Origin of the sequence: Micromonospora sp. M61, assembly GCF_018070245.1 — a bacterium.
In the GTDB taxonomy this organism is placed as follows: Bacteria; Actinomycetota; Actinomycetes; order Mycobacteriales; family Micromonosporaceae; genus Micromonospora; species Micromonospora zamorensis.
This window is the reverse complement of sequence record NZ_JAGPYA010000066.1, coordinates 25,174-36,965: the sequence shown is the minus strand read 5'-3', so window position 1 is coordinate 36,965 and position 11,792 is coordinate 25,174. Positions and strand designations below refer to the sequence as shown.

Here is an 11,792-nt window from a genome sequence, read left to right as displayed (position 1 = left end):
CGGCCCGGTCACCGAGATTGCCGCGTGTAGTCCAGCGCGATCAACGCCACCGACGGCTATTACACCGGCTTCACTTGCCGGATATCCAACGGCCTGATCGCGAGGAAGATTGCCAACGCCAGCTACAACGATAATGTCTGCATCGAGGGCGCCTCGAATTGCTTGGCGCAATCTTGAACTGCTTGCACCGACAGACGAGATACTGATTACATCCGCGCCGTTCGCGATGGCGTATTCGATACCTTTTGCCAAACTGTCCGCGTCGCCGGTGTCGTCAGGGGGTGAGCTGTAAATTGGCAAAACCTCGGCTTCTGGGGCTATGCCTAGTGCTCCGAATTTGCCTTGTCCATGAGCAGCTATAAGCCCGGCCATCGACGTTCCGTGGCTGTCTAGGTCTCTGCGGCCGTCGCCATTGCCGCCGGCAATTATATCTGTTCCGGCAAGCAAGTTGTTGTTTAGGTCGGGATGTGGGTCCACGCCGGTATCTGGCACGGCGACGACCACGCCGTTGCCGCGGCTTATGCTCTGGGCCTCGGCTGTCTTCAGATAGTCGAGGTGCCACTGCTCTGCCCGAATTTGACTACTGGCGCCTGGTGGGTCGGTAGAAGCAGGCAAAACTATTGATGTCGCCAATAGCCCCATTAGCATCCAGGTCGGTCGCATTTTTAACGATTGAAGCCAATGGCTGGACCGGGATCGGTTGGTCCTTGCTCTTCAGCGGGACGGAGGACAGGATCAACCCCGTGGTCAGTCTCCCATGGATTGTCTGGGTCCCAACGGCGTGCCGTCGCGTCGTCGAATCCCTCAGTCTGGCGGTTCCGTCCAGGAAACCCTGGACCCGTACCGCTGCCTAGCGAAGGCGCGCCGCCAATCGGAGTGAGGCCACCGTGCAGGGGGGTGGTTCGGCCGCTTCCTGGGCGAGATCCTGCGCCCCCGGCGGGGCCGGTGCCAGCGCCGCCACCGCCAATTACCCCACCAATTGGATTAATTTTGCGGGGCTGGGCGGCGTTTGGCCCCACCATGCCACCGCTCGTGCCAGGAACGCCGCCAATTATTCCGCCAGGAGGCGTTGATTTCAGTGGCGGCGTCGGTGGCTGGGCCGAAGGTCGATTGAGGCTTCCGCTTGGCGGTTGGCTTCGCGAACTCATTCCTGCTGCCGGGTGAGATGGGATAGGCGCACCGGGGGGCAACCCGCTTCCCGGATGCAAGAGGGAGGATGTTGGTGTAGCTGTGGTTCCGGCGTTTATCACGGCAGGGGTGCTCGCTAGTCCAGTTCCCGCACCTCCGAGTACTGGTCCTACGCCTTGCCGCTGGCTAACAGGCGCTACCGCGTCGGCTACCGGATATCGGGGTGCTGCGATGCCGCCGCTCGTCGGCATCGGAACTGGGACGATCGGTGGGATGGTTGGTGCCAAAGGCGTTGCGCTTAATGCATCGGGATCGCTGGATTGGATCGGGGATCGCACTGCTGGTGGTTTTTGGAGCGTCGCTTGGGCCTGCTGAAGTTCTCCGCTGAGGTTGAACATCATGGCCCGTGCCTGCGAGTTCAGCCGTTCCAGCTCGCCGTCCGTAACGGGCGCCTCGGTGACCCGGTTGCCCATCACGGCTTTCGGGTCGGCGGCCATCGAGTCGTACGCCTGCTTCTGCTGGAGCTTGGCCGCGTACTCCTCGTAGACCTTGCTGAGCGCGGCGCGGGTGGTGCCGATGGCCTGGGTGGCGGCGGACAGGGCGGTGTAGTTCGCGGCGGCGGCGTCGTGGGTGCGCCGCACCTTGTCGATCAGCTGGTCGAGTTCGGCGAGGTACGTGCTGGAGGCGGCGCTGGTCTCGGGTGGCCAGGCCTCGGCGAGCCCGCGCCGGTATTCCTGGAGGCGGCCGAGGTGGATCTGGGCCAGGTCGCAGACCTTGCGCCAGCCGGCGACCTGTTTCCAGTGGTTGGCGGTGTCGTGGTCGTGCAGGCAGGCCCACATGCTGTTGACGTCCATGAGCTGCCAGTCGGTGAGGCCGGAGGTGCGGCCGGTGCCCCGTTCGATCACGGCAGCACCACCGGTCCTTCGGCCTCGGGACCGGTCGGGTCGGTCAGCATGGGCGTCGGGCGGCCGGGCAGGACGGTGCTCGGGTCGGCGAGGGCCCGTCGCACGTCGACGACGCGGGCGGCGGTGAAGGCGTCGCTGTCGGCGTAGTGCGTGGCGACCCGATCGGCGGCGGCGGCCAGGTGGCCGGTGGCGCCGCGGACGGCGTACACCATGTCGGCGGTGGCCTGCTGCGTCTCGTGGTGCGCGTGCAGGAACGTGACCAGCTCGACGAACGCGTCGCACGGGTTGGGCAGCTTGGCGGACATGTCCTCGGCGATGTACGACAGGTGCGGCGCGTAGTTGCTCTCGACCTCGGCGGCGAGCCGGTCGGCGAAGTCGCGGAGTTGGCTGATGTCGGCCTCGATGCCGCCGTAACCGCGCAGCCAGGGCGCTGGCCTGTCCTCTTCGGGGATCATGGATCCTCCCTACCTGTGACGGCACCGCTTCCCTGAGTGAGGGTAACGGCTGGGCGTGCCCCTGGCAGCCCCCGCCCGGGCGGGTCGGGTCAGCGGGGCAGGCCGGCGGCGCGCCACCCGCGGGAGCTGGCCGGTCGGCCGCTGCGCGCCCAGGCGGACGTGGTCGCCGGTGCGGGGGCCGTGGCCGGGCGGGAGCGGACGACGATCGCCCCCACGAGGGCGGCCAGTTCCTCGGCGGTGGGTACGCCGCGGACGACCCGGATCAGCGGCTCTTCGGCAGACATGACGCCAGGGTACGCGGGGCGAAGTTGCGGGAAGCGGACAGTGGCGTGCCGGCGGTGTGAGCGTCGGCGGGTCCGGGTACCGTCTCACCGATGTCGAACGCGCTTCCCCAACTCGTCGCTGACCGATACCGGCTTCTGTCGCCGCTCGGCCAGGGCGGCATGGGCCGGGTGTGGAAGGCGCGCGACGAGGTGCTGCACCGGGACGTCGCCATCAAGGAGTTGGTGCCGCCGCCCGGTCTCACCGACGAGGAGCGCCGCGAGATGCGGGAGCGCTCGTTGCGGGAGGCCCGGGCCATCGCCCGGCTCAACCACGCCAATGTCGTCCGCATCTTCGACGTGCTGCGCACCGATGGCGATCCGTGGATCGTCATGGAGTACGTGGCGTCGAAGTCGTTGCAGGACACTCTCGCCGAAGACGGCCCGGTGTCGGTGGCCCAGACGGTGGAGATCGGCCTCGGTGTGCTGGGTGCCCTGAGCGCCGCGCACAAGGCGGGCGTCATGCACCGCGACGTCAAGCCGGGCAACGTGCTGCTCGGTGACGACGGCCGGGTGGTGTTGACCGATTTCGGTCTCGCCACGATCCCGGGTGACCCCAATGTGACCCGCACCGGCATGGTCCTCGGCTCACCGGCGTACATCTCCCCGGAGCGCGCCCGCGACGGCACCGCCGGGCCGGAGGCCGACCTGTGGTCGCTGGGCGCGACGCTCTACGCGGCCGTGGAGGGCAAGTCTCCGTACGCTCGGCCGTCGGCGATCGGCACCCTGGCCGCGCTGGCCACCGAGCCGATCCCGCCGCCGAAGAACGCCGGCCCGCTCAAGGCCGTGCTCAACGGGCTGCTGCGCAAGGACCCGAACGAGCGGATCACCGCCGAGGTGGCGGAGCGGTTGCTGCGCCGCGCCGGGGGCAAGCGGGCGCGCGGGATTTCACTGCTCGATGGCGTACGCCGGCCGGGGCCGAACGGCCCGCGCCAGCCGCGCCTTCCGGTGGTGCCGGCACCGCGACCTGCCGAGAGCGCCGACCGGCCGGTGTCGCCGCCGCCGGCCGCCGCCGCGAGCACCTCCGCCGCGACCTCCGCTGCTGCCGCGACGTCCGCCGCCGACGCCACGCCCACGACCGTCGTTCCGTCCGGTGTGGACGACGCCGACCCGACCGCCGCGGTGCCGGCCGAGCCGACCGCCACGATCGACCGCCCGTCCGATGCCGAGCCGACCACGAAGGTCGCGGCCACTGGCGACGCGACCGGCGACGGTACGACGAACACCGGCGACGGCACGAGCAGCTCCGACGACGAGCCGACGGTCGTCGACGGCCCGCCGGTGCCTCCGGAACAGCGCAAGCCGTCGACGCCGACGTCGCTCATGCCGCCGATGAGCCCGGCCGGTCGTGCGGCGGTGCCGACGTACGGCGGTACGAAGCCGAGCAACACCCGACGCAACGTGCTGATCGGGGCCCTGGTCGCGCTGCTGCTGGTCGGCCTCGTGGTGATCGTGCCGCTGCTCAGCAAGGGTGACGACAAGACCCCGCAGGCCAACCCGACTGGGGCCGCCGCGACGTCCGCGCCGCCGACCTCCGATCCGGCGGTGCCACCGCCCACTCCGGGTGCCCCGAGTCCGACGCCCTCCGCCACGCCGTCGGCCACCCCGTCGGTCGACCCGAACGCCCTGCCGGCTGGCTGGAAGCTGCACCGGGACCCGGTCGGCTTCGCACTGCCGATCCCCGACGGTTGGGTGCGGCGGCAGGTCAGCCGTGACACCGTCGTCTTCGATGAGTCCAACGGGCCGGGCGAGTTGCTCGTGCAGTGGACCAGCACGCCGAAGAAGGACGCCTACGCCGACTGGAAGAGCATCGAGGGCGACCGCAAGAACGAAGTCACCAACTATCAGTACCTCAGCATCGAGCGCTGCAATGTCGGGCGGACCTGCGCGGACTGGGAGTGGCTGGAGACCCGGGACGGGCAGCGGATCCACGTCCGCAACCGCGGGTTCGTGACGGCCAAGAACCGCGGTTACGCCCTGCGGTGGGAGATCGCCCAGAAGGACTGGCAGGCCAACCTGCCGAACTTCGACCGCATCGCCAAGGGTTTCGTGCCCGACCGCCAGGACTGAAACTGATTCGCATGACCTTGCGTCGTCCTGGGTAATTGACCTTCGACGACGGAGGGAGGCACGACATGGGTTACCGACGGAGGGACGCCCGGCCTCGGCTGGCACTGTGGATGCTCGTCGCGCTCGGCGACGCGATTCTGCTGCTGGTCACCATGGGGATCCCGGCGCTCATCGCACTGTTCGGCGTCGTGATCGTTGCCGGTTTCGGGGTGGCCGCCTGGCGGCTCACCCGCAGGGGCGCGTTGGCCCGTGAGGAAGCTGTGGTGCCGGCGTTGAGCCGGCGGCGGGCCTGACCCGTAGACCGGTGTGTGGCGGCAGCCGGACCGATTGTCGACCGTGTGGTGACCGTCGATCCCGCTGCCGCCAACGGCCCGGTCAGGTGTTGTTGGCCAACGCGATCAGTCGACTCCTGTCGCCGTTCCAGTAGTTGCGGTCCACGTTGCCGCTGATTCCCGAGACGGCCCCGGTGCTGGTGTACTGCCAGAAGCTCCACACCGACGCGCCTGCGGGTAGGGCACCCGGCGTGCTCGACCAGCGGGCCAGCCAGAGCGGGTGGTTCGCCCACGGGCCGGTCCAGCTGCCGGTGCACTGGTTCCACCAGCTGGCGGTGGTGTAGATGACCGCGTACCGGCCGGTGCGGGAGCGGTAGGTGTTCAGGAAGTCCTGCACCCAGTTGCGCATTCCGGTCGTGCTGAGCCCGTAGCAGTAGCCGCCGGCGTACGGGTTGCCCTCGATGTCCAGGGCCGCCGGCAGGGTGCGGCTGTCCGCCGACCAGGCGCCACCGTTGGAGGCCAGGTAGTTGGCCTGGGTGGAGCCGGCGGAGATGTTCGGCCGGGCGAAGTGGTACGCCCCGCGGATCACCCCGGCGTTGTACGAGTTGACGTAGTTCGCGTTGAAGCGCGGGTCCTTGTAGCTGGTGCCCTCTGTCGCCTTGATGAAGGCGAACTGGATGCCCGCGTTGCGGACGCTGGTCCAGTTGATGGCGCCCTGGTAGTTGGATACGTCGACGCCCGGGGTGGTGGCGGCGGACGCCGGTCCGGCGGTCGCGACCAGGGCCGCCGCCGCGGTGGCGAGGACGGTGAGGCCGGCCGCGAGTGCGCGGCGCAGCGATGATCGGGTACGGGCCATGAGTGCCTCCAAGTGGGTGGCTCTATCGACAACCATCTTTGAAGGTAAGTGCCCTAGATCACAAGGTGGGCAGAAAAAAGCTTCATCAGCAGGGCGTGAAGGCCCCCGTGGCCGTGGAGAGGGTGGTTCAGCGCAGAGTGGCCGGGTCGAGCTGCCAACGGAACGGCTCGACGACGGTCAGAGTCTCGCCCGGCTTTGCCACCTGGTCCTCGACGTAGTGCTCACCGTCCAGCCGGAACAGCCGCAACGAGTGACCGTCCCCGTCCTGCTCGACCAGCAGGTACCAGGGGATTCGCGCAATGGCGTAGAGCTGCATCTTGACCAGCCGGTCGGCGGCGGCGTTGCCGGGCGAGACGACCTCGCAGACGAGCACCACCTCGGCAGCCTTCACCGCCGTGCCCTCGTCGTCGGTGTCCGCGACAACCACATCGGGGATGACTATCCGATCCACCCCGAGCCGCACGTTGACCGCTCCGAAGACGGCGAGGCCGTCGGCCGCGCGGTCGACATGGTCGGCCAGCCGGCGCGATACCAACTGGTGGCGCTTACTCGGGACCGGGCTCAGAAGCAGGCTCCCGTCGAGCAGCTCGATCCGGTCCGGGGTTTCACCCAAGGCGAAGTAGTCGGCCTCGGTCCAGAGTCCGATGTGGTGTTCCAAGGACAACGACCCCATCTGTAATCACCTCTGCCTTCATGGCCACCCGATCCGTCTCAGGCACTACGAGCCGGTGCCTCGGGAGCGACACGGAACGCCGCCGGTAGGCTCGCGCCCCATGATGTCGATCGACGGGCTGGGCGACCTGTGGGACACGCTGTTCGGCGCGCAGCCGGACCCGCCTCCGCTGCTGGTGCTGATCACCGCGGCCGTCGCGCTGGTGGTGGTGTCCACCCGACTGCCCTGGCGGATCGCCCGTAACGCCATCACCATCGCCCACGAGGGCGGACACGCGCTCGTCGCCCTGCTCACCGGGCGCAAACTGCGCGGTATCCGGCTGCACTCGGACACCTCGGGGCTCACGCTCTCCGCCGGGCGCCCCACCGGTCCCGGCATGATCCTCACCCTGCTTGCCGGATACGTCGCCCCGCCTCTGGTCGGGTTGGCCGGTGCGTGGCTGCTCGGCGGCAACCGGATCACCCTGCTGCTCTGGGTCGCGGTGGCGCTGCTGCTCGCCATGCTCATCATGATCCGCAACGCCTTCGGCGTGGTGTCGCTGCTGGTCACCGGCGCGCTGGTGTTCGCCGTCTCCTGGTACGCCACCCCGCAGGTGCAGGCCGCGTTCGCGTACGCCGGGGTGTGGTTTCTACTGCTCGGCGGGGTGCGACCGGTGGTGGAGCTGCAACGGCTGCGGTCGCGCGGCCGGATGCCCGCCTCCGACGCCGACCAGCTCGCGGGGCTGACCCCGTTCCCGGCGTTCTTCTGGGTGACCGTCTTCGCCCTGGTCAACCTGGCCGCCCTGATCGCAGGCGCCCTGCTCCTGACCGGCCCGATCCTCACCGATGCAGGCCTGACGCTCTGACCCCCGGCCTCCGTCCGGGTCGATCATGGAGTTGTGGTGGGCCGCGAAAGCCGCAATACCTCCGCAGCCAGGCACCACACCTCCATGATCGACGGCGGGAGGGGTGGCAGCGGGCAGAATGGGCGTCATGCGGTACGTGATCATTGGTGCGGGTGCGGTAGGCGGGACCATCGGCGTACGGCTCGCCGAGGCCGGCAGGGACGTGACACTGGTGGCCCGGGGCGCTCACCGGGATGCGATTCTTGCGCGGGGTCTGACCCTGCGGCAGCCCGACGGTGAGGTGACCGCCCGGCTCACCGCCGTGGACGGGCCCGACGAGCGGCCACTGCCTTCGGACACGGTGCTGGTGCTCACCGTCAAGTCGCAGGACACCGCCGGTGCGCTGGCCGCCTGGGTGGACGCCCCGGTGGTCGGCGGCGGCACGGCGGGCGAGCGGTTGCCGCTGGTGACCGCCCAGAACGGGGTGGCGAACGAGCGAGCGGCGCTACGCCTCTTCACCGACGTGCACCCGGTCTGTGTCTGGCTGCCGGCCACCCATCTGGACCCGGGCGTGGTTGTCGCCAACGGCTACCCGCACCCCGGGATGCTCCACATCGGTCGCTACCCGGGCGGCGCCGACGACACCGACCGGGCGATCGCCGCGGATCTGGACGCCGCCGGTTTCGTCGCCCCGGTGCGCGCGGACGTGCTGCGCTGGAAGTACGGCAAGCTGCTCAGCAACCTCGGCAACGGCCTCCAGGCGCTGCTCGGGCAGGGCATCCCGGACGCGCTGGTTGAGCGGGTACGCGCCGAAGGTGTCGCCGCGCTCGCCGCCGCCGGGATCGCGCACACCTCGCCGGAGGAGGAGAAGGCCGAACGCGGTGACCTGGTAGGGCAGCGCCCGGTCGACGGCGAGGCCCGCTCGGGTGGCTCCACCTGGCAGAGCCTGGCCCGGGGCACCGGCTCGACCGAGGTCGACCACCTCAACGGCGAGATCGCGCTGCTGGGCCGGCTGCACGGCGTGGCGACCCCGGTCAACGTCGCCGTTCAGCGGGCCGTACGCCGGGCGGTCCGCGAGCGGATCGCGGCTGGCGCGTTCCCGCTCGTCGAGCTGGAGAAGATGATCGCCTGATCGGGGCAACCGACGACCCTGCCCGGCGCGTGTTCCCTGCGAGCGACACGGGGAGGTAGCGGGTGCCGGACGTCGACGGGTTCGACGAGTTCTACCGGGGGAGCCGTCAACGGCTGCTCGGGTTCGTCTACGCCCTCACCGGCGATCGGGGCGAGGCGCAGGACGCCGTGCAGGAGGCGTACATCAGGGCGTGGCAGCGCTGGTCGACGGTGAGCCGGTACGACGAACCGGAGGCGTGGGTGCGGGTCGTGGCCAGCCGCATCGCGGTCAGCCGGTGGCGCAGCCTGCGCAGTCGTGCTCGCGCGTACCTGCGACACGGGGCCGTCGAGACCGTTCCCGGCCCGGGCACCGACACCGTCGAGGTGGTCGCCGCGCTGCGTCTGCTACCCGAGGAGCAACGCGTCGCCATCGCCCTGTACTACCTGGTCGGCATGCCGGTCGCCGAGGTGGCACGGGAGACCGCGGCCCCCGTCGGCACGGTCAAGGCTCGACTCTCCCGGGGGCGCGTCGCGCTCGCCGATCTGCTCGCCGTCTCTGACCTGGAGGAGGCCACCGATGCGTGACGAACCGACCTTCGTCGAACACGTCCGGCGGGACCTGCTCGACGTGCGCTGGCCGGAGCCGCAGGAGATCCGCGCCCGAGCCCGTCGCCGCAGCCAGCGCAGGATCGTGGTGTCCACCGTCGTGCTGGCCCTCGCCGGGTTTTCCGCCGTGGCGGTCGCCGCGCCGAGGACGTCCCCGCCATCGGTGCACCCGGCCGCCTCCGCCGCGCCGACCCGGCACGAGATCACCACCGACGCCCTGCTCCAGCCGACCGACCTGCCGCAGCCGGTCGACGTGCAGCTCAGCGAATCAGGACTGCGGGAGTCGATCCGGCTGGATCAGCTGCTCACCTACTGCCGGACGGATCAGGGGTACCCGGATGGCGTGCAGGTGTCACTGCTGTCCCGGTCGCAGACCCTGGTGCAAAAGAACGCCCCGAGGGCCATGACCGAGAACGACGGTCTCGTCACGCAGGATCTCTTCCGGCTGACTCCGGACGGGGCCGCCCAGCTTCTCAGCAGTCTGGACGAACTGACCGCCCCATGCAGGGAGTACCGGAGCGTCGGGCCGTACCAGGTGGGGGAGGCTAGTGGCACCGCCGAGGCGGTGCACCGCTGGACGGTGACCCAGCGGGACTTCGCCGGCGACGGGGCTGTGCTGCTGCGTCACGACGTCTCGCAGCCCCGCGATCAGCAGACCGGCAAGCCGATTGGCGACCTGCCTCGGCCGACCAGCACCGCAGTGGTCCGGGTGGGTGACCTGATCACAGTGCTCGGTGTGGGGCAGACCGGCACCGAGCCAGAGCTTCGCCGCCTGGCCGAGGTCGCCGCCCGCCGGATGTGCCTCGCCGCCAACCCGCCCTGCTGACCCCGGCCGCGGCGATGATCCGCACAACATCAGGGTTGTTGCTGCCTCCCGCCGCCCGGAGGCAGCAACAACGCTGAAGTTGCGCGGATCAGGCGCGATCAGGGGCCGCAGGGGCCGTCACAAGGCTCAGAGCGGGATGTTGCCGTGCTTCTTCGGAGGCAGGGTCTCCCGCTTGGTGCGCAGGATGCGCAACGCCCGGACGATCTGGGTGCGCGTCTCGTGCGGGGGGATCACCGAGTCGATGTACCCGCGCTCGGCCGCCACGTACGGGTTGGCCAGGGTGTCCTCGTACTCGGCGATCTTCTCGGCCCGGACCGCCGCCGGGTCGTCGGCGCCGGCCAGTTCGGAGCGGTAGAGGATGTTCACCGCGCCCTGCGCGCCCATCACGGCGATCTGGGCGGTCGGCCACGCGAAGTTCAGGTCCGCGCCGAGGTGCTTGGAACCCATCACGTCGTACGCCCCGCCGTACGCCTTGCGGGTGATCACGGTGACCTTGGGGACGGTCGCCTCGGCGTACGCGTAGATGAGCTTGGCGCCCCGGCGGATGATGCCGTCCCACTCCTGGCCGGTGCCGGGCAGGAAGCCGGGCACGTCCACGAAGGTCAGCACCGGAATGTTGAACGCGTCGCAGGTGCGGACGAACCGGGCGGCCTTCTCCGAGGCGGCGATGTCCAGGGTGCCGGCGAAGTGCATCGGCTGGTTGGCCACCACGCCCACCGGCCGTCCCTCGACCCGGCCGTAGCCGACCACGATGTTCTGCGCGTAGAGCGGCTGGACCTCCAGGAACTCCCCGTCGTCGAGGACGTGCTCGATCACCGTGTGTATGTCGTACGGCTGGTTGGCCGAGTCCGGGATCAGGGTGTCCAGGGCCCGGTCCTCGTCGCTGACGGTCAGGTCGGCGGGAGCCTCGAGGACCACCGGCTCGTCGAGGTTGTTCGACGGCAGGTACGACAGCAGTGCCTTGACGTAGTCGACCGCGTCCTCCTCGTCGCTGGCGAGGTAGTGCGCGTTGCCGCTGCGGGAGTTGTGCGTGCGTGCCCCGCCCAGCTCCTCCATGCCGACGTCCTCGCCGGTCACCGTCTTGATCACGTCGGGGCCGGTGATGAACATGTGCGAGGTCTGGTCGACCATCACGGTGAAGTCGGTGACCGCCGGGGAGTAGACGGCGCCGCCGGCGCAGGGCCCCATCACCAGAGAGATCTGCGGGATGACGCCGGAGGCCCGCACGTTGCGGAAGAAGATCTCACCGTAGAGGCCGAGCGAGACCACGCCCTCCTGGATGCGCGCGCCACCGGAGTCGTTGATGCCGACCACCGGGCAGCCGATCTTCATGGCGAGGTCCATCACCTTGACGATCTTCTGGCCGAAGACCTCGCCGAGCGAGCCGCCGAAGACCGTGAAGTCTTGGGCGAAGACGCACACCTGCCGGCCGTCCACCGTGCCGTAGCCGGTGACCACACCGTCGCCGTACGGGCGGTTCTTCTCCAGCCCGAAGGCCGTGGACCGGTGCCGGGCCAACTCGTCGAGTTCGACGAAGGAGCCCTCGTCGAGCAGCATCTCGATTCGCTCGCGGGCGGTCTTCTTGCCGCGCGCGTGCTGCTTCTCGACCGCGCGGGCCGACCCGGCGTGCACCGCCTCGTCGACCCGGCGCTCCAGGTCCGCCAGCTTGCCGGCAGTGCTGTGGATGTTGGTCCCGGTCTCGGTAGTCACCCAGGGAATATAACGATGGTTCAGGTCGGTGCCGCTGT

13 protein-coding genes are annotated in these 11,792 nt (G+C 69.6%); 6 read left to right on the top strand and 7 right to left on the bottom strand.

Features of this window, described 5'->3' with window-relative positions:
* The 4 genes from KBX34_RS28120 to KBX34_RS28105 form a co-directional block, all read right to left on the bottom strand.
* The coding region (locus tag KBX34_RS28120) for a S8 family serine peptidase (RefSeq protein ID WP_247672320.1) at positions 1 to 663 on the bottom strand (663 nt) is incomplete at its 3' end.
* 2 nt (positions 664 to 665) lie between these two features.
* A complete protein-coding gene (locus KBX34_RS28115; protein WP_307871514.1) occupies positions 666 to 2,033 on the bottom strand; it encodes a hypothetical protein in 1,368 nt (455 codons plus the stop codon).
* A complete protein-coding gene (locus KBX34_RS28110; protein ID WP_210793271.1) occupies positions 2,030 to 2,488 on the bottom strand; it encodes a hypothetical protein in 459 nt (152 codons plus the stop codon). Before KBX34_RS28110 ends, KBX34_RS28115 begins: the two co-directional genes overlap by 4 nt.
* 89 nt (positions 2,489 to 2,577) lie before the next feature.
* Entirely contained in the window at positions 2,578 to 2,772 is a 195-nt protein-coding gene (locus KBX34_RS28105) for an acyl-CoA carboxylase subunit epsilon (protein WP_088946190.1), read from the bottom strand.
* Between the two features lie 90 nt (positions 2,773 to 2,862).
* Between KBX34_RS28105 and KBX34_RS28100 the strand changes: the two genes are divergently transcribed.
* Both KBX34_RS28100 and KBX34_RS28095 read left to right on the top strand, forming a co-directional pair.
* Entirely contained in the window at positions 2,863 to 4,878 is a 2,016-nt protein-coding gene (locus tag KBX34_RS28100) for a serine/threonine-protein kinase (protein WP_210927943.1), read from the top strand.
* A gap of 65 nt (positions 4,879 to 4,943) precedes the next feature.
* Entirely contained in the window at positions 4,944 to 5,171 is a 228-nt protein-coding gene (locus KBX34_RS28095; RefSeq protein ID WP_088946192.1) for a hypothetical protein, read from the top strand.
* An 82-nt stretch (positions 5,172 to 5,253) separates the two neighbouring features.
* Here the strand turns inward: KBX34_RS28095 and KBX34_RS28090 are convergent, their stop codons facing one another.
* Both KBX34_RS28090 and KBX34_RS28085 read right to left on the bottom strand, forming a co-directional pair.
* Positions 5,254 to 6,006 (bottom strand): GH25 family lysozyme, encoded by a 753-nt coding sequence (locus KBX34_RS28090; RefSeq protein ID WP_210793268.1) that lies wholly within the window; start codon positions 6,004 to 6,006, stop codon positions 5,254 to 5,256.
* A gap of 127 nt (positions 6,007 to 6,133) precedes the next feature.
* Positions 6,134 to 6,679: a Uma2 family endonuclease gene (locus KBX34_RS28085; RefSeq protein WP_210927941.1), complete on the bottom strand. Its 546-nt coding sequence runs from the start codon at positions 6,677 to 6,679 to the stop codon at positions 6,134 to 6,136.
* A 100-nt stretch (positions 6,680 to 6,779) separates the two neighbouring features.
* On the opposite strand from KBX34_RS28085, the gene KBX34_RS28080 reads away from it, so the two are divergent.
* The 4 genes from KBX34_RS28080 to KBX34_RS28065 all read left to right on the top strand — a co-directional run bounded on the left by KBX34_RS28080 (position 6,780) and on the right by KBX34_RS28065 (position 10,044).
* Positions 6,780 to 7,523 (top strand): M50 family metallopeptidase, encoded by a 744-nt coding sequence (locus KBX34_RS28080; RefSeq protein WP_210793266.1) that lies wholly within the window; start codon positions 6,780 to 6,782, stop codon positions 7,521 to 7,523.
* Between the two features lie 127 nt (positions 7,524 to 7,650).
* Complete coding sequence (locus KBX34_RS28075; RefSeq protein ID WP_210927939.1) at positions 7,651 to 8,634, top strand: ketopantoate reductase family protein; 984 nt, start codon at positions 7,651 to 7,653, stop codon at positions 8,632 to 8,634.
* A 62-nt stretch (positions 8,635 to 8,696) separates the two neighbouring features.
* Positions 8,697 to 9,197 (top strand): SigE family RNA polymerase sigma factor, encoded by a 501-nt coding sequence (locus KBX34_RS28070; RefSeq protein ID WP_210927937.1) that lies wholly within the window; start codon positions 8,697 to 8,699, stop codon positions 9,195 to 9,197.
* Positions 9,190 to 10,044: a hypothetical protein gene (locus tag KBX34_RS28065; RefSeq protein ID WP_210927936.1), complete on the top strand. Its 855-nt coding sequence runs from the start codon at positions 9,190 to 9,192 to the stop codon at positions 10,042 to 10,044. The genes KBX34_RS28070 and KBX34_RS28065 overlap by 8 nt, the downstream gene beginning before the upstream one ends.
* A 126-nt stretch (positions 10,045 to 10,170) precedes the next feature.
* Here the strand turns inward: KBX34_RS28065 and KBX34_RS28060 are convergent, their stop codons facing one another.
* Positions 10,171 to 11,754: an acyl-CoA carboxylase subunit beta gene (locus tag KBX34_RS28060; RefSeq protein WP_210927934.1), complete on the bottom strand. Its 1,584-nt coding sequence runs from the start codon at positions 11,752 to 11,754 to the stop codon at positions 10,171 to 10,173.
* Between the last annotated feature and the right edge of the window lie 38 nt (positions 11,755 to 11,792).